At 65.0% G+C, this 17,534-nt stretch carries 15 protein-coding genes; 5 read left to right on the forward strand and 10 right to left on the reverse strand.

The window, feature by feature from the left end; translation table 11 throughout:
- Positions 1 to 11: 11 nt before the first annotated feature.
- From hutI to BGRAMDRAFT_RS22470, 6 genes are all read right to left on the reverse strand, one after another.
- A complete protein-coding gene (gene hutI / locus BGRAMDRAFT_RS22445) occupies positions 12 to 1,271 on the reverse strand; it encodes an imidazolonepropionase (protein ID WP_006051128.1) in 1,260 nt (419 codons plus the stop codon).
- The gene (locus BGRAMDRAFT_RS22450; protein ID WP_006051129.1) at positions 1,268 to 1,954 is read right to left on the reverse strand and encodes a HutD/Ves family protein; all 687 of its coding nucleotides are present in this window, start codon (positions 1,952 to 1,954) and stop codon (positions 1,268 to 1,270) included. The genes hutI and BGRAMDRAFT_RS22450 overlap by 4 nt, the downstream gene beginning before the upstream one ends.
- Positions 1,955 to 1,956: 2 nt before the next feature.
- Positions 1,957 to 3,645, reverse strand: a complete 1,689-nt coding sequence (gene hutU, locus BGRAMDRAFT_RS22455; protein WP_006051130.1) for a urocanate hydratase — start codon at positions 3,643 to 3,645, stop codon at positions 1,957 to 1,959.
- A gap of 65 nt (positions 3,646 to 3,710) precedes the next feature.
- Positions 3,711 to 4,406: a histidine utilization repressor gene (hutC, locus tag BGRAMDRAFT_RS22460; RefSeq protein WP_006051131.1), complete on the reverse strand. Its 696-nt coding sequence runs from the start codon at positions 4,404 to 4,406 to the stop codon at positions 3,711 to 3,713.
- Between the two features lie 21 nt (positions 4,407 to 4,427).
- A complete protein-coding gene (hutH, locus tag BGRAMDRAFT_RS22465; RefSeq protein ID WP_006051132.1) occupies positions 4,428 to 5,951 on the reverse strand; it encodes a histidine ammonia-lyase in 1,524 nt (507 codons plus the stop codon).
- A gap of 300 nt (positions 5,952 to 6,251) precedes the next feature.
- A complete protein-coding gene (locus tag BGRAMDRAFT_RS22470; protein ID WP_006051133.1) occupies positions 6,252 to 7,196 on the reverse strand; it encodes a LysR family transcriptional regulator in 945 nt (314 codons plus the stop codon).
- Between the two features lie 113 nt (positions 7,197 to 7,309).
- Here BGRAMDRAFT_RS22470 and BGRAMDRAFT_RS22475 point away from each other — a divergent pair, with 113 nt between their 5' ends.
- Both BGRAMDRAFT_RS22475 and BGRAMDRAFT_RS22480 read left to right on the forward strand, forming a co-directional pair.
- Positions 7,310 to 8,221 (forward strand): NAD-dependent epimerase/dehydratase family protein, encoded by a 912-nt coding sequence (locus BGRAMDRAFT_RS22475; protein ID WP_006051134.1) that lies wholly within the window; start codon positions 7,310 to 7,312, stop codon positions 8,219 to 8,221.
- 166 nt (positions 8,222 to 8,387) lie between these two features.
- A complete protein-coding gene (locus BGRAMDRAFT_RS22480; RefSeq protein WP_006051135.1) occupies positions 8,388 to 8,570 on the forward strand; it encodes a hypothetical protein in 183 nt (60 codons plus the stop codon).
- A 72-nt stretch (positions 8,571 to 8,642) separates the two neighbouring features.
- Here the strand turns inward: BGRAMDRAFT_RS22480 and BGRAMDRAFT_RS22485 are convergent, their stop codons facing one another.
- Complete coding sequence (locus BGRAMDRAFT_RS22485; protein ID WP_006051136.1) at positions 8,643 to 10,025, reverse strand: NCS2 family permease; 1,383 nt, start codon at positions 10,023 to 10,025, stop codon at positions 8,643 to 8,645.
- A gap of 553 nt (positions 10,026 to 10,578) precedes the next feature.
- Here BGRAMDRAFT_RS22485 and BGRAMDRAFT_RS22490 point away from each other — a divergent pair.
- Complete coding sequence (locus BGRAMDRAFT_RS22490; RefSeq protein ID WP_006051137.1) at positions 10,579 to 11,595, forward strand: PRC-barrel domain-containing protein; 1,017 nt, start codon at positions 10,579 to 10,581, stop codon at positions 11,593 to 11,595.
- Positions 11,592 to 12,848, forward strand: coding sequence for an MFS transporter (locus BGRAMDRAFT_RS22495; RefSeq protein WP_029969112.1), 1,257 nt, complete (start codon positions 11,592 to 11,594; stop codon positions 12,846 to 12,848). Before BGRAMDRAFT_RS22490 ends, BGRAMDRAFT_RS22495 begins: the two co-directional genes overlap by 4 nt.
- Before the next feature lie 90 nt (positions 12,849 to 12,938).
- Here the strand turns inward: BGRAMDRAFT_RS22495 and BGRAMDRAFT_RS22500 are convergent, their stop codons facing one another.
- Positions 12,939 to 14,297, reverse strand: a complete 1,359-nt coding sequence (locus BGRAMDRAFT_RS22500) for an MFS transporter (protein WP_409372862.1) — start codon at positions 14,295 to 14,297, stop codon at positions 12,939 to 12,941.
- Positions 14,298 to 14,376: 79 nt separating this feature from the next.
- Positions 14,377 to 15,549 (reverse strand): M20 aminoacylase family protein, encoded by a 1,173-nt coding sequence (locus BGRAMDRAFT_RS22505; RefSeq protein WP_006051140.1) that lies wholly within the window; start codon positions 15,547 to 15,549, stop codon positions 14,377 to 14,379.
- 116 nt (positions 15,550 to 15,665) lie between these two features.
- Between BGRAMDRAFT_RS22505 and BGRAMDRAFT_RS22510 the strand changes: the two genes are divergently transcribed.
- Complete coding sequence (locus BGRAMDRAFT_RS22510; protein WP_006051141.1) at positions 15,666 to 16,616, forward strand: LysR family transcriptional regulator; 951 nt, start codon at positions 15,666 to 15,668, stop codon at positions 16,614 to 16,616.
- 14 nt (positions 16,617 to 16,630) lie between these two features.
- Here BGRAMDRAFT_RS22510 and BGRAMDRAFT_RS22515 read toward each other — a convergent pair whose 3' ends face one another.
- The gene (locus BGRAMDRAFT_RS22515; RefSeq protein ID WP_006051142.1) at positions 16,631 to 17,524 is read right to left on the reverse strand and encodes a LysR family transcriptional regulator ArgP; all 894 of its coding nucleotides are present in this window, start codon (positions 17,522 to 17,524) and stop codon (positions 16,631 to 16,633) included.
- Positions 17,525 to 17,534: the final 10 nt, after the last annotated feature.

Here is a 17,534-nt window from a genome sequence, read left to right on the forward strand (position 1 = left end):
CAGGTCCTGACTCAGTTCGCGCCGCGTGTAGAAGAACTCGAAGCACGAGAAGCACGCGAAGGCGCGGCATAAACCGTCTCGCCTGCACGCACGACCCGCGAGCACAGCGGACGCCCGATCCAGTAAGCGAGCTCCGCGAGCGAGTCGACCGACCACACCGCGAAGTCGGCAGCGCGCCCTGCTTCGAGCGAACCATGACGGTCCGCCTTGCCGAGCGCGCGCGCCGCGTTCGACGTCACGCCCTTCAGCACTTCGGGCACGGTCATGCGGAATAGCGTCGTCGCCATGTTCATCATCAGCAGCAACGACGTGGCGGGTGACGTGCCCGGATTGCTGTCGGTCGAAATTGCAATCGGCACTTCATAACGCCGCAGCAGATCGAGCGGCGGCAGTTGCGTCTCGCGAATGAAGTAGTACGCGCCGGGCAGCAACACGGCGACGGTGCCGGCTTCTTTCATCGCGGCGACGCCGGCCTCATCGAGAAACTCGAGATGATCCGCGGATAACGCGCGATGGCGCGCGGCAAGCGCGGTGCCGCCGCCATTCGACAACTGCTCCGCGTGCATCTTCACGGGCAGCTTATAGCGCGCCGCTGCATTGAACACGCGCTCGCTTTGTTCGAGCGAAAAGCCGATGCGCTCGCAGAACACATCGACGGCGTCGACGAGACCTTCGTCCGCGAGCGCGGGCAGCATCGTGTTGCAGACTTCGTCGATATACGCATCGGCGCGGCCCGCGAATTCGGGCGGCAATGCGTGCGCGCCGAGGAACGTCGTGTAGACGCTCACCGGATAGCGTTCGCCCAACTGGCGCGCGACGCGCAGCATCTTGCGCTCGCTGTCGAGGTCGAGCCCGTAACCGGATTTGATTTCGATTGCGGTCAAGCCTTCGGCAAGCAAGGGCTCGAGCCGCGCGGCCGACTGATTAAACAACGCATCTTCGCTCGCAGCACGTGTCGCGCGCACTGTCGACACAATGCCGCCGCCCTGGCGCGCGATCTCTTCATAGCTGACGCCCGCGAGACGCTGCGCGAATTCATCGGCGCGTTGCCCGCCGTACACCAGATGCGTATGGCAATCGACGAGGCCCGGCGTCACCCACGCGCCGTGCAACTCTTCGCGCGGCCATGCCGCGTATTGCGCAGGCAGATCGGCGGACGCGCCGAGCCACGCGATCGTGCCGTTTTCTACGGCGATCGCGGCGTCGGGCAGCGTATGGTCGGGGTCGCCCTGTGGGCACAGTTTCAGTTGATGCCAGACAGTTTGCTTCATCGGATGCTCGCTGCTGCTGGTTGCGTGGCTGGTTGCGTGTAGCGAATGCGGATTGCCAGCAACGCGCCTTCGCCTTTTATCCTGCATGAGAGATTGTTCGGGGCGTCGATGCGCAACGTGTCGCCTGGTTCGAGCCGTTGCGCTTGTGAATCTGCTTGTGAATCTGCTTGTGCGTCGCCCAACGCGACTGCAATGGCGCCGCTCGCGCAATACAGCAGCGCGACATCCGCGGATAACGTGCGTTCGCCTGGCGCCTGCTGCTGCGTCGTGTGCCACACGTCCAGCTCGCCTTGCGCGCGGTCACGGCGCACCATCAGATTGAAGTCGCGCGTCGGACCGTCGACGAGACGTGCGTCGATGTGCGCCTCGCCAGCAAAGCGCGCGGTATCGAACGCCTGCGTCAACGCATGCGTGGCCACAGCTTCGCCGCTTTGCGCTTCATCGAGCAGCATGCCCGCGCCGGACAACAGCACCAGCGTGCGATCGATTCCGGCGAAGCGCGAAAACGGTCCCGCTTGCGCAACGTCCGCGACGCTCACGCGCCATACGAACGTGTCGAGCCCGGCATCCGCGGGAAACGCTGCGACCTCGCGCGTCATGCCGCCGCCGTTCTTCCACGGCGACGCCACGAGTTGCGCGCCGCGGATCAGCGTGAGCGTCGCCATGCTGCCCGCGAACGTCATGCTCAACGGCCCAGCATCGGCAGATTGAGACCCGCCTCGCGCGCGGTTTGCTGCGCGAGTTCATAGCCCGCATCCGCGTGACGCATCACGCCCGTTGCCGGATCGTTGAACAGCACGCGGCCGAGGCGTTCCTTCGCGGCGTCCGTGCCGTCCGCGACGATCACGACGCCCGAGTGCTGGCTAAAGCCCATGCCGACACCGCCGCCGTGATGCAGCGACACCCACGACGCGCCACCCGCCGTATTCAGCAGAGCGTTGAGCAGCGGCCAGTCGCTGACCGCGTCCGAGCCGTCTTTCATCGATTCGGTTTCGCGATTCGGGCTCGCGACGGAACCGGTATCGAGGTGATCGCGGCCGATCACGATCGGCGCCTTCAGTTCGCCGTTCTTCACCATTTCGTTGAACGCCTGGCCGAGACGATAGCGATCCTTCACGCCGACCCAGCAGATACGCGCCGGCAAGCCCTGGAACGCGATGCGTTCGCGCGCCATGTCGAGCCAGTTATGCAGATGCGGATCGTCGGGAATCAGTTCCTTGACCTTCGCGTCCGTCTTATAGATGTCCTCGGGATCGCCCGACAGCGCGACCCAGCGGAACGGCCCCTTGCCTTCGCAGAACAGCGGGCGGATATACGCCGGCACGAAGCCCGGAAAATCGAACGCGTTTTCAACGCCCATTTCGAGCGCCATCTGACGAATGTTGTTGCCGTAGTCGAGCGTGGCCGCGCCGCGCTGCTGCAACGTCAACATGGCCTGCACCTGTTTCGCCATCGACTGCTTCGCCGGCACGACGATCGAATCGGGCGCGGTCTTCATGCGCTCGCGCCAGTCTTCCACGCTCCAGCCTTGCGGCAGGTAGCCGTGAATCGGATCGTGCGCGCTCGTCTGATCGGTCACGCAGTCCGGCGTGATGCCGCGCGTCACGCACTCGGCGAACACGTCGGCGGCATTGCCGAGCAGACCGATCGACACCGGCTTGCCCGCCTGCTTCGCTTCGTCGAGCATGGCAAGCGCTTCGTCGAGCGTCTTCGCTTTTTTGTCGACGTAGCGCGTCTTCAGACGGAAGTCGATGCGCGTCTCGTCGCACTCCACTGCGATCATCGAGAAGCCGGCCATCGTGGCCGCGAGCGGCTGCGCGCCGCCCATGCCGCCGAGACCGCCCGTGAGAATCCAGCGGCCCTTCGGATCGCCGTTGAAATGCTGGTTCGCGACCGAGAAGAACGTTTCGTACGTGCCCTGCACGATGCCCTGGCTGCCGATGTAGATCCAGCTACCCGCGGTCATCTGCCCGTACATCATCAGGCCCTTGCGGTCGAGTTCGTGGAAATGTTCCCACGTCGCCCAATGCGGCACCAGGTTCGAGTTCGCGAGCAGCACGCGCGGCGCGTCGGCATGCGTGCGGAACACGCCGACCGGCTTGCCCGATTGAATCAGCAGAGTCTCGTCTTCGTTCAGGTCCTTCAGCGATGCCAGGATCTGATCGAAGCAATCCCAGTTGCGCGCCGCGCGGCCGATGCCGCCATACACGACGAGCGCATGCGGATGCTCGGCTACTTCGGGGTCCAGATTATTCTGGATCATCCGATACGCGGCTTCCGCGATCCAGGTCTTGCAGGTCTTTTCGGCGCCGCGCGGCGCGCGGATCGTGCGAGTGGGATCGAGACGCGGGTCGATGTGTTTCGGGTTGTTCATGGTGGCCCTCGGAATGCGTAAAGATGATCAGAATGTGTCGGGGAAAATCGCTCGGAAAAAGCGGATCAAAAATGTCCGGTGAAACGGTAGCGGCTGCCTGGATGCCATAAATTCGCGATCGACGCGACCTGGCTTTGCGACCACGTTCGCCGATGCAGCACGAGACAGGGTTCGAGTTCGTCCATGGTCAAAAGCTCGCGCGTGTCGCCGTCCGCCGCCAATGCCTCGATCCGGTATTCAACGCGCTGCAGCGGCGCGACGCGAACGAGGTACTGATTCGGCGTGGTGTTCGTGAAGTCCTGCAATGCATACTCGGGCGCGACGGCCGGATTGACCCAGCGCTCCTCGAGTTGCACGGGTTCGTCGTTTTCGAAATGCAGCACGCGCGAGAAAAACACCGGACTGCCCGCGCTAACCTGCATTTCCTCGGCGAGCGCGGCGTCCGCAATGCTCGCGCCGATGTGCAGCACCTTCGCCTGATAGCGATGCCCGCGCGCGACGATTTCGTCGGAAATACTGCGGATCGCCACCAGCGTCGACTCGTACTTCGGACGTGCGACGAACGTGCCGGAGCCCTGCACACGCGTCAGAACCTGCTCCGAGGTCAACTCGCGCAACGCGCGGTTAACCGTCATGCGCGCGACGTTGAATTCGCGTGCGAGCTCGTTTTCGGACGGCACCTGGTCGCCTTCACCCCATTCGCCCGCATGAATGCGCGCGAGAATAAAGTCCTTGATGCCCTGGTAGGCCGGTGCGTTCATTGGCTGCCGCTCGCTGTCCGCTTACTGTTCGGAGACGAAGGAGAACGGGCTCAGCTTCGCGATCGTGCCGTTCTGCACGAGACGCGTCACCGCCGCGATGTCCGGCGCGAAGTAATGATCGAGCTCGTAATGCGCGACGTCGTTGCGCACCGCGTCCATCACCTTTTGCAAGCTCGGGCTGGTCTTGTGCGGCGCGCGCAGATCGACACCCTGAGCGGCGGCGAGCAATTCGATGGAGAGAATATTTGCCGTGTTTTCGGCGATGTCGCCGAGCTTGCGCGCGGCGAACGTCGCCATCGAAACGTGATCTTCCTGGTTGGCCGACGTAGGCAGCGAATCGACGGAAGCCGGATGCGCGAGCGTCTTGTTTTCCGACGCGAGCGCGGCAGCGGTCACGTGAGCGATCATGAAGCCGGAGTTCACGCCGCCGTCGCGCACGAGGAACGGCGGCAGGCCCGACAGCGTGGCGTCAATCAGCAACGCGATGCGGCGCTCGGCCAACGCGCCGATTTCCGCGGCGGCGAGCGCGAGATTATCCGCGGCGAAAGCAACCGGCTCCGCGTGGAAGTTGCCGCCCGACAGCACTTCGCCGGTGTCGGGAAAAATCAGCGGATTGTCGGAGACGGCGTTCGCTTCGAGCAGCAGCACGTCGGCGGCATGACGCATCTGATCGAGACACGCGCCCATCACTTGCGGCTGGCAGCGCAGGCTGTACGGGTCCTGCACCTTGTCGCAATCGGCGTGCGATACGTTGATGCCCGAGCCTTGCAGCAGCGAGCGATACGCCGCGGCGGCGTCGATCTGTCCTTGATGGCCGCGCAGGTCGTGAATGCGCGCGTCGAACGGCTTCACGGAGCCAGCCGCTGCATCCACCGACAACGCGCCCGCCACGAGCGCGGTGCGGTACAGGTCTTCGATTGCGAACATGTTGTAGAGCGCGAGCGCCGTGGATGCCTGCGTGCCGTTCAGCAGCGCGAGACCTTCCTTCGCTTGCAACGTGAGCGGCTTGAGGCCGACGAGCGCGAGGCCTTCGGTGGCCGGCAGGCGTTCGCCCTTCGCGAACACTTCGCCGACGCCGAGCAGCACCGCCGACATATGCGCGAGCGGCGCGAGGTCGCCCGATGCGCCGACCGAACCCTTGACCGGAATCACCGGCAGCACGTCGGCGTTGTACAGCGTGATCAGCGCTTCCATGACTTCGCGGCGAATGCCCGAATGACCGCGGCCGAGGCTCGACAGCTTCAGCGCGATCAACAGACGCACGACGGGACGCGACATCGGCTCACCCACGCCGACCGCGTGCGACAACACGAGATTGCGTTGCAGCAGTTCGAGCTGATCGTGCGGAATGTGCGTGCTGGCGAGACGCCCGAACCCCGTGTTGATGCCGTAGGCCGGCTCGCCTTTCGCGGCGATGTCCGCGACGGCTTTTGCGCAGGCGTCGATGGCGGCGTGGCTGGCGGGATCGAGCTTCAGCGGCACGTGGGCACGCGCGATCTGGCGCAGTTGCGGGAGGGTCAGGTGGCCGGGCTTCAGAGTCATCATGGTTGTTGTCCTGTCTATACAATTTCAGAAAGTCTAGCGGCTGCGGCTTGTATATACAACTTGTTTTTAAGATTCGAGGCCCAGGGCTTTCCACTAAGGCAATGCTGGCAGTTGATGTAGGCGTCAGGCCCGCCGTACCGCAGGCGAAGCGACTAAGAGCGCAGCGCGCTCAATCGCGTATAGCTTGTATATACACCTTCATAATTTACGCCGCCACATGGACAAAACACCCACGTAAAAAAGCCCGCGCGCTCGTCAGAGCCGCAGGCTTTGTTTATGGCGGTGGCGTCGAACGCGCCGCTACAGGCGCACGCGCACCGCGATGAAATCCAGAAAACACTGCACGCGCCCGGCAAGCGACGCGCTCTGGTAATAGACGGCGCTGACCGGCTGACGCTCATCGAGCAGCACATGGCCGAGGATCGGCACGAGCCGTCCATCGCGGATGTCGGCGGCGGTCATGAAATCGGCAAGACAGGCGATGCCCCAGCCGGAGAGCGCGAGTTGGCGCAGCGTCTCGCCGCTCGACGCAGTTATCGACGGCTCGATTTTCAGCGGCTCGGGCTTGCCGCCGGCACGACCGGCACGGCCGCTAGCACTCGTGCCTTTGCCCGCCCGCTTGCCGCGCTCGCGCAACGGCCAGCGGTTCAGATGCTCGGGCGCCGTGAAGCCGATCAGCCGATGTTCGCGCAACGCGTCGACCGATTTCGGCTCGCCATGCTCGGCGAGATACGCAGGACTCGCGACCACGCGCAGCTTGCTGCTGCCGAGCGCACGCGCATGCAGCGTCGAATCCTGCAACGCGCCGATGCGGATCGCGATGTCCACCTTCTGCTCGAGCAAATCGACGATGCGCTCGCTACTGGTCAACTCCAGCCGGATCTCCGGGTACAGCGCGGAAAACGCCGTCATATGCGGCGCGATGCAGTGGAGCATGAAGGGCGACGCCGCATCGACACGCAGACGCCCCGACGGCCGCCGACGCTTGCGCGCAACCGATTCCTCCGCTTCTTCCATCGCGTCGAGAATCGCGCGGGCGCGCTGCAGGAAGCCTTCGCCCTCCTCCGTCAATTGCAGACGGCGCGTGGTGCGCCGCACGAGCGCGGTGTCGAGCTTCTTTTCGAGGCGCGTGAGCGCGCGGCTCACGCCGGAAACCGTCTGCCCGAGTTTCTCGGCGGCCGCCGTGATCGAGCCGCTGTCGATCACGCTGACGAACACCAGCAACTCGTCCGTGGAAGTTTTCATTATTGATTTCAAGTCAAGATTGATTTGAGACTAACACGCTTTTTGCGAGAATCAAGACGGCGGATACTGCATGCCTGTCATCGTGTTTCCACTCAGGCACTCAGGAGAACGTCTTGAAGATTTTCATTACAGGCGCAAGCGGTTTTATCGGCGGTTCGATTGCAGCGCATCTGGTGCGCGCCGGTCATCAGGTGCGCGGTCTGATCCGCAAGCCCGAACATCGCGACGAGTTGAAGCGGCTCGGCATCGAACCGGTTATCGGCACGCTCGACGACCGCGCGTTGCTGATCGCCGAAGCGCAAGCCGCCGACGCCGTCATCAACGCGGCAAGCAGCGATCACGAAGGCGCGGTGAGCGCGCTGATCGAAGGACTCGCCGGCTCGGGCAAACCGTTTCTGCATACGAGCGGCTCGAGCATCGTCGGCGATGCGTCCGGCGGCGAAGCGGCGCAGGCGCGCATCTATCACGAAGACGCGCTGCCCGAACCGACCGCGGACAAAGCGGCGCGCGTCGCGATCGACCGTCAGGTGCTCGAAGCGGCACAGCGCAATATCCGCTCAGCGGTGCTCTGCAATACGCTGATCTACGGACACGGCGCGGTGGCGGGCAGCGCGAGCGTGCAGTTGCCGCGCCTCGTGCGGCAGGCGCAAAAGAGCGGCGTGGTGCGCCATGTCGGCAGCGGCGGCAACACGTGGTCGAACGTGCATATCGACGACGTCGCGGAACTCTATCGGCTCGCGTTGGAGAAAAGCCCTGCCGGCATGTTCTATTTCGTCGAAAGCGGTGAAGCGTCGTTCCGCGAGATGAGCGCCGCCATCGCCCGCGCGATGAAGCTCGGCGAGCCGCAAGACTGGCCGCTCGACGAAGCGCAAAAAGAATGGGGTTACGAAATGGCGTCGTACGGACTCGGTTCGAACAGCCGCGTGCGCGGCGAGCGCGCGCGCAAACTGCTGGGCTGGCAGCCGAAGCGCACGTCGGTGATCGAATGGATCGAGCGCGACATGATGGCCGGGCTCGCGGCTTAAGCGGCTTAAGCGGTGTATTAAGCGGTGTAAGTTGTGTAAGCGCCGGCGTTGCTAATCCGTAAGCTCAACTCGATAGAATCGCGCTCAGCTAAACCACGCAGTTTTGCGCGTGAAGCTGAGCCCCGCGGTTCGACATTCGAGCCGCCCATGAGCCCGGATTGGATCGATGACTTTGGCGCTGAATTTCGACTGGCTGACGAATCTGCTGGCGATTCTGTTCGTCGTCGCGTGCCTTTACGATGCACGCTACGACGAGTACGGCACGTTGACCTTGTCGGCGGCCCTGATGAGTCTCGCCGTGATGGCGATCGAACTGTTTCTCAAGCCTGCATTCGACATGGCGTTGTGAGCGCGGCGCGCGGCATTCGTTAGCACGGGCCGCACGCGCGCGCTGCATCAACTATCACATCATGCGATCAGCTCAGATCGCCCAGCCGCCCAGATAAAACCCCACCAGCACGAGCGCAATCGCCACTGTTCCCACATTCAGCTTGCGATATTCGCCGCTCACCACGCGGCCGATCACGAGCGTCGCGAAGCCGAGCATGATGCCGGTCACGATGTTCGCCGTGAGCACGATAAAGACCGCGCACATGAGACCCGACATCGCGTCAACCATATCGTCCATATGCAGCTTGCTCACGTTCGAGAGCATCAGGAGTCCGACATACATGAGCGCGGGCGCCGTCGCGTATGAAGGCACGAGGCCCGCGAGCGGCGAGAAGAACATCACGCCGAGAAACAGCAGGCCGACCACCGCCGCCGCCATGCCGGTCTTCGCGCCGGCCGCCACGCCGACCGTCGATTCGATGTAGGCCGCAGCCGGCGCGCCGCCGAGCAGCCCCGAGAAAATCGAACTGACCGAATCCGCCGTCAGCGCGCGTCCGCCGTTGATGATGCGGCCGTTTTCATCGAGTTGACCCGCTTGTCCGGCGACCGCGCGGATCGTGCCGGTCGCGTCGAACACCGCGGTCATCACGAGCGCGAGGACACTCGGCAGCACCGCCATCGAAAGCGCGCCCTTGATGTCCATCGCGCCGATCAGCGACTCGTGTCCCGGCGCGCTCAGCGACGGCACCGCGAACACGCCATGAAACGACACGGCCGGATCGACGAGCAGCGCGATCGCCGAAATGGCGACGATGACGATCAGGATCGAGCCCGGCACGCGACGGCGCACCAGTCCGAAAATCGCCGCGAGTCCCGCGACCGACATCAGCGCCGGCAACGCGGTGATATTGCCGAGCGCGACCGGCAAACCGGCGCCCGGATTCTTGACGACGAGACCGACTTCGTTGGCGGCGATCAGCAGCAGGAAGAGACCAATGCCGATGCCCGTGCCGTGCGCGATGCCCGTCGGCAGATTGCGAAGAATCCACGAACGCACGCCGGTTACGGAGATGCCCGTGAACACGACGCCCATCAGAAACACCGCGCCGAGCGCGACCGTCGGATGCAAGCCTTTGCCGAGCACGAGGCCGAACGCCGTGAACGCGGTCAGCGAAATGGCGCAGCCGATCGCGATCGGCAGACGCGCCCACACGCCCATCAGCAGCGAGCCGAACGCGGTCGTGAGGCACACGGCGACGAACACCGCGCTCGTGTCGAAGCCCGCCTTGCCGAACATGCCCGGCACGACGAACACGGAATAGACCATCGCGAGAAAGGTCGTAATGCCCGCGACGATTTCCTGGCGCTGCGAACTGCCGCGCGCGGAAATCTGGAAGTAGCGGTCGAGAAAGCCCTTGGTGTCGAATGACTCGGCGCCGGCTTCGGAAAGCGGCTGGGCGTGGGGTTCCATCATGATGAGTGCCTCCTTTATCAGCATGCTGAAACGGCCGTCGAAGTGGCCGTCATCAGGTTCGTCTCGTTGCGTTGGTTTAATTGATGTGTGCGTGCGATGAAGCGCGTTGTCTGCGTCGGCCCGCTTTGTGTTTTTTGTGTCTCGTTTTGTGTCTCGAAATGTAGGCCAATGCAGATATATCTCCCATCGCATGGATGGCATGCCCGGCATGTCGCGATGCTTATATCGTTTAAGCGACGGCGAAGGTCGTCGTCGATCCGCGTGTTTACACCTACCGCCTGGCTGTCTGTCTTCGCGGCTGAGATAGGACAGATGAAAGCCTTTTGAGAGCTTTGGACTCTGCAATGTCTGTAAAGCAGGAACGCGTGGGCGAACATTCAGCCTTGCATTCAGCCGCGTACCTTTGCAGCGCGCTGCGGCACGAAGCGTGCTTGCCGCATCGCGCTCGCCACGCCCCGAAAACGGGCCCCGCCGACGTCGCGGGTTAAACTCTTGGCCGTACTGTCCAACCGCGGCCCCTCGAAAGCCGCACCGGTCCATGGAGTTTTCCCCGATGAGTGGCGGCTTTTCGCTTCCCGCATGGCGTCAAACCCTTCTCGCCGCGTTCGCGCTGCTGGCGCTGCTCGCGCTGTCCGGTTGCAGCAGCCTGCTGTGGGGCACGCAGCAGGCGCCGATCGTCGAAGCCACGGTGATGCCGGTCGAAGCCGCGAGCGCGCCGGTGGCCGCATCGGCGCCGGAGCCCGTCGAAACCGAAGCCGCCGAGCCCGAGCAGCCGAAGAAGCCGAAGAAGCCGGTCGTCAAGCCGCACAAGGTCGAGCCGCCGCCGCCCGTCGTCGCGCCGCCTCCCCCGCCGCCGCCTCCTCCGCCGCTGATCCTCGTGCGCACGATCGAGCGCAACGACGCGCATACGCTGCTCGACAGCCAGGTGCAGAAGCCGGACGGCAAGGTCGTCGGACGGGCGGTCGACATGATCGCGGACGCGAGCGGCAAGCCGCGTGAAGTCGTCGTGAATCTGCAAGGCTTTTTGGGTGTCGGCGACCGCAAGGTCAATTTCGCGTGGAACGCGTTCCGCTTCACGCCGGCAGCAAAGACCGCGCCGATCACGCTGAATCCGTCGGCGGTGCCGGTGAATCCGGCCAAGTCGAATGCGGCGATGCAGTTGCCGCTGATCGACGCGACCGTCGAGCGTTCGAACGGCGCGAAGGTGGGCCGCGTGATCGACGTGCTGATCGACGCCAGCGCGCAGCCGCAGGCGGTCGTGCTCGACGTCAACGGCATGGTCAGCACCGAGCGGCGCACGATTGCCGCGAACTGGTCGGCGCTGCGCTTCGTCACGAAAGACAAGGAGCTGCATCCGCTAATCGATTTGAGCGATGCGCAGATCAACGCGGCGCCGCCCTACGCGAGCGATAAGCCGATCCGCGCGGTGTCGCCCGCGCCGCCCGCCGCTGCTGCTGCGCCTGCATCCACAGCGACCGCGCCTGCGGCTGCAGCGGCGGCGACGCCCACTTCGGCTCCTGCTTCCGCGGCAACCTCCGCGGCCGGTTCAAACGCACGGGCGGTCCGATGACAGGCCGCACTATGGTTACCGCGCGAAGTCTGCGCGCACTCGACTGGCTGAACTTCTTCGTTGCAAACGTGCAGACGGGCTTCGGTCCGTTCATCGCGTCGTATCTAGCGTCGCACAAGTGGACCCAGGGCGAGATCGGCATGGCGCTTTCCGTGGGCACGATCAGCGCGATGGTGAGCCAGGTGCCGGGCGGCGCCGCCGTCGACGCGTTGCGCAACAAGAAAGGCGCGGCCGCCTGGGCGATCTTCGCGATCATCGTGAGCGCGGTGCTGCTCGCCACGAGTCCGACGGTGCTGCCGGTGATCGCCGCCGAAGTCTTCCACGGATTCGCGAGCTGCATGCTGACGCCGGCGCTTGCCGCGATTTCGTTCGCGCTCGTCGGGCGCGCGAATCTCGGCGACCGGCTCGGGCGCAACGCGCGCTGGGCGTCGATCGGCAGCGCGGTCGCGGCCGGCCTGATGGGCGTGTTCGGCGAGTACTACTCGCCGCGCGCGGTGTTCTGGCTGACCGCGGGGCTCGCGGTGCCCGCGCTGGTCGCGCTCTCGATGATCCAGCGCACCGACACGATCCAGTTGCCGAAAGCCGCGCCGACGCCGGAGCAGATCGAGCGGCGCGAAAGTCTGCGCGAGCTGCTGCGCGACAGGCGCATGCTGCTGTTCGCGGCCTGCATCGTGCTGTTTCACTTGTCCAACGCGGCGATGCTCAATCTCGCCGCCGGCGAAGTCACTGCGGGCATGGGCGACAACGTGCAGCTCGTGATCGCGGCGTGCATCATCGTGCCGCAAGCGATCGTCGCGATGATGTCGCCGTGGGTCGGTCGTTCGGCGGAACGTTGGGGACGCCGGCCAATCCTGCTGCTGGGCTTTTCCGCGCTGCCGATCCGCGCGCTGCTGTTCGCCGGAATCAGCAGCCCGTATCTGCTCGTACCGGTGCAACTGCTCGACGGTCTGAGCGCTGCCGTGTTCGGCGTGATGCTGCCTCTGATCGCCGCCGACGTCGCCGGCGGCAAGGGGCGCTACAACCTGTGCATTGGCCTCTTCGGGCTGGCAGCGGGCATCGGCGCGACGTTGAGCACGACGGCGGCCGGTTTCATCGCCGATCATTTCGGCAATGCGGTCGCGTTCTTCGGACTCGCTGCCGCGGGCGCGCTGGCCGTGCTGCTGGTGTGGGCGGCGATGCCCGAGACGCGCGATGCCGCCGCGGAGGAAGATGGCGAAGCGGTAGCGGGCGGCGGCGGCTCGGCGGTCAGATAAAGCGAAGCCGCGAACGAACGCGGCTGAACGCGGCTGAAGAAAACCACCCGGTCTGCGGCGCGCGATGCGCCGCAGACCTCACGCTGTACATCAATCTATCGCCCGCCCCGCCGTTTCGCGCATGAACGGCAGCGGCACCAACGACACCAGTCCGCAGCCGATCAGATACCACGCGGGCGCAAGGTTGCTGCCGGAAAGCTGAATCAGCCACGTCGCGAAAAACTGCGCGAATCCGCCGAAAATCGACACGCCGAGACAATAGACAATCGACATCCCCGTCGCGCGGATTTCGCGTGGAAACAGCTCCGGCAGCATCACGATATTCGGCACCGCCGTGAACGCGACCAGCACGGCCAACGCGGCGACCACGGCGAGCAGCACCGGCACCGTCGGCGACGCGTTGATCGCGATGAACGCCGGATAGACGGCTGCAATCAGCAACACGCGCGAGACCAACAGAACGGGTTTGCGTCCGACGCGGTCCGACAACGCGCCCGCGAACGGCGAGCACACCACCGTCACCGCCGCGGCGGTCCATGCGGCCCACAGCGCCGACGACATCGGCAAATGCAGGATGCGGATCGCGTAGGTGGACAGATAGAACAGCACGATGTAATTCGCCGCGGTCCCGCCGATCGTCGTGACGACGCCCGCGGCGATCGCGCGCGAATGGTCGCGAAACAGCTTGCGCACCGGCTGCGTGGCCGCGTCAGCGTTCACGGGCGCGTTGCCGTCTTCGACGCCGGGCAGCGTCTCGTTCAGATGACGCCGGATATAGATGCCGATCGGCCCCATCGCCATGCCGATCACGAACGGCACGCGCCAGCCCCAGCTTTCGAGCGCCGCGGTCGACAGCGCGGCGGCGAGCGCAACGCCCAGCAGCGAACCGCAGACCGTGTTCATGCCCTGGCTCACGAACTGCCAGCTTCCGTAGAAGCCGCGCGTTTTATCGCTGCCGTACTCCATCAGCAGCGACGTCGAGGCGCCGACCTCACCGCCCAACGCAAAGCCCTGAACCAGACGCGCGACGATCACGAGCACGGGCGCGGCCACGCCGATCGCGGCATAGGTCGGCGCGAACGCGATGATCGCCGAGCCGAGCGTCATCAGCCACAGCGTGAGGCTCATCGCCGCCTTGCGGCCGGCGCGGTCCGCGTAAGCGCCCAGCACGACGCCGCCCACCGGACGCATGATGAAGCCCACGCCGAACGTGCCCACCGCGAGCATCAACTGCGCGAGCTGTCCTTCGACCGGAAAATACAGCTTGCCGATGATCGTCGCGAAGAAGCTGTAAATCGTGAAGTCGAAAAACTCGAGCCCGTTGCCGAGCGTGATCGCGGCGATTGCCTTCGCGCGGCTCGCGCGCTGCGTGTCGTGGGCAGGTTCGTCGCTGGACGCGTCGTGCGCGGCGGGGTGCTGTGCGGCTGAATAGTCCATCCGTGTCTCCATGATTTCTTTACGTCGATGCCGATGCGCGGCAAGCTGGCCTCAGCGCCTCAGCGCCTCAGCGCCTCAGCGCCTCAGCGCGTCAGGCGAGGAACGTCTGCGCAAGCCGAACCCAATAAGCCGCGCCCGTCGCAAGGCACGCGTCGTTGAAGTCGTAGCCGGGGTTATGGACCATGCAACCGCCCTCGCCGTCGCCATTGCCGATGATCAGATAGCTGCCCGCACAGCGCTCGAGCAGGAACGCGAAGTCCTCGCTGCCGGTGAGCGGCTGCATGCCGTCGATCAATCCTTCTTCGCCCAGCCAGTCGAGCGCGACCTGGCGCGCGAGATGCGTCATTTCCGTATCGTTGACGAGCACCGGATAGCGGCGCTGATAGTCGACCCGCGCCCGCGCGCCGTAGACGGCCGCCTGTCCGCAGGCCACCGCCGTGATCCGCTCCTGCAGATGGTCGCGGACCTCGGGCCTGAGCGCACGCACCGACAGGCGCATCTCGGCGGTTTCGGGGATCACGTTCGGCGCGTCGCCGGCGTGAATCGCGCCGACGGTGATGATCGCCATATCGAGCGGCGCGATGTTGCGCGACACGATGGACTGCAACGCCAGCACGATCTGCGCGCACACGACGACCGGATCGACCGCCTTGTGCGGCATCGCGCCGTGCCCGCCGCGCCCGGTCACGGTAATGATCACCGTATCCGATGAAGCCATGAACGAACCCGGCAGGAATCCGAACTTTCCGGTCGGAAAGCCCGGCATGTTGTGCATCGCGAAGACGCCGTCGCAGGGAAATTTCTCAAAGAGACCGTCTTCGAGCATTTTGCGTGCGCCGGCGAGGCCCTCTTCGGCCGGCTGAAAAATCAGATTCAACGTGCCGTCGAAGCACTTCTCGCGCGCCAGATGCTTCGCGGCGGCGAGCAGCATGGCCGTGTGGCCGTCGTGACCGCATGCGTGCATCTTGCCCGGCACCTTGCTCGCGTACGGCAGACCCGTCGTTTCGTGGATAGGCAGCGCGTCCATGTCGGCGCGCAGACCGAGCCGGCGCGTCCCGTTGCCGACTTTCAACTGGCCGACAACGCCGGTCTGTCCCAGTCCGCGATGCACGGTGTAGCCCCACTCCTGCAAGCGTTCGGCGATGAGATCGCCGGTCGCAAATTCCTCGTACGCAAGCTCCGGCTGCGCGTGGATGCGATGCCGCAGCGCGATCATCTCGTCTTCGAGTTCGGCAATGCCCGCTGGAATGGCCATGGTGTTCACGGTGCGTCTCCTTTATCAATGCGTGAACCCAGCATAGCGACGCGCTTTTTTGACAGGCAGGCGTAGAATCGTTGCGGCGGCAACTTCCGGTTGCCACCTCACTCGACGTCTCTTAGATGAAACTCCATCAGCTCAGCACCTTGGCGGCAATCGCGGATACCGGAAGTATCCGGGCGGCCGCGCGTTCACTCGGACTGTCGCCGGCCGCGGTGACCAAGGCGATGCGCGAACTGGAAGCGGATCTGCACGCGCCGCTCGTCGTGCGCAGCGCGAGCGGCGTCGCCTTCACCGAGTTCGGCCGCGCGCTCGTCGTACACGCGCGCGTCGTGCTCGGGCAATTGCAGCGGGCGGAGGCGGAAATCGAGGCGATGCGCGGCGCGGCCGCCGGCAAGCTGTCGATCGGCGTCACGCCGTGGGTCGCGTTGACGTTCCTGCCGCCCGCCGTGCAGCGCTTCCGCCAACGCATGCCTGAAGTGCAACTTGAGTTCTTCGAAGGCTTGCTCGCGGTCGTGCAACCACGGCTGCGCGACGGCAGCCTCGATTTCTCGATCGGCCGTCCGCCGCCTGCGTCGCCGGTATCGGAATTTCACAACACGCCGCTGTTCTCGACGCATTCGGCGGTGGTCGCGCGGCGCGATCATCCGAAAGCCGGTTGCCGCAGCCTGCTCGAACTCGAGGACGCCGAATGGGTGCTGAACTGGGACCCGGCGAGCCGCGAGTCGATCTCCGATAACCTGTTCCGCAAGCGCGGCATGCGCGTGCCGCACACGATCCATCTCGCGCATTCGCTCGCGGTCGTGCTGGGGCTCCTCGCGCATACCGACATGCTGAGCATCTTTCCGTGGCCGCTCGTCGAAGTGACGCTCGCGAAAGAGAATCTGTGGGCGCTGCCGCTGCGCGAAACGGTCGACGAAACGATGGTCAGCATCACCGCGCGCCGCGGTGCGCCGGAAAGTCCGGCGGCGACCTGTTTCCTGGGCTGCCTGCGTGAAGTCATCGACGAAGGCGCGCGCTCGCAAGATCCCGAGCAGCGCCGGCTTTTTCACTCGATCGAGTTGCTGCTGTAACGCGGCCTGCGCCTCTAATCGAGAAACTCAGCGGCGCGCTTGCGCAACACGGCGCTGAAATCGTCGAGCCAGCCAATCGACAGACGCCAGCTCTGCCAATAAAGATCGACGTCGATATGCTTGCCGGGCGCCATCTCCACAAGTTCGCCGCTCGCGAGATGCGCGGCGATCATGCGCTCGGGACACATGCCCCAGCCGAGCCCGGTCACGCAGGCACGCAAAAATCCCGCGACGTGCGGAATCCAGTGCAACGGCGGGTCCACTTCCGCCCGCGTGATACGGCGCATGAAGCGCTTTTGCAACTGGTCCTTCGGATTGAAATCCACGCACGGCGCGCGGCGCAGACTGTCGCGCGTGACGCCGTCCGCGAAATGACGCGCGAAAAGCGCGGGCGAGCAGACCGCGAGATAACACATGCGCCCAAGACGCGTGGAACGGCAGCCTTGCACCGGCTCCGCCTGAGTGGTCACCGCGCCCTGCACGCTGCCGTCGCGGATGCGCTGCGCGGTGTGATCCTGATCGTCGATCACGAGGTCGAGCAGCATTTGGCGCTCGGCGCAAAACGGCGCGACCGCATCGATGAACCAGGTGCCGACGCTGTCGTCGTTGACCGCGACGCGCAGCGTCGGCCATGCTTCGACGAGACCGCCCGGCAACGCGGGCACGCGGCCGGTCAGTTCGGCTTCGAGCAATTGCACGCGCTCGGTATGACGGCACAGCAACGCGCCGGAGGTCGTCGCGACGCACGGCTGGCCGCGCTTCACCAGCACACTCCCCACCCGCTCCTCGAGCAGCTTGACGCGCTGCGAGACCGCCGAGGGCGTGACGTTCAACTCGCTCGCCGCGCGGTCGAACGAACCGTGCCGCACCACGGCGGCGAGCGCATCGAGCAGCGCATAGTCGAGCATTAGCGTTCCT

This window comes from Paraburkholderia graminis C4D1M (genome assembly GCF_000172415.1).
Taxonomy (GTDB): Bacteria; Pseudomonadota; Gammaproteobacteria; order Burkholderiales; family Burkholderiaceae; genus Paraburkholderia; species Paraburkholderia graminis.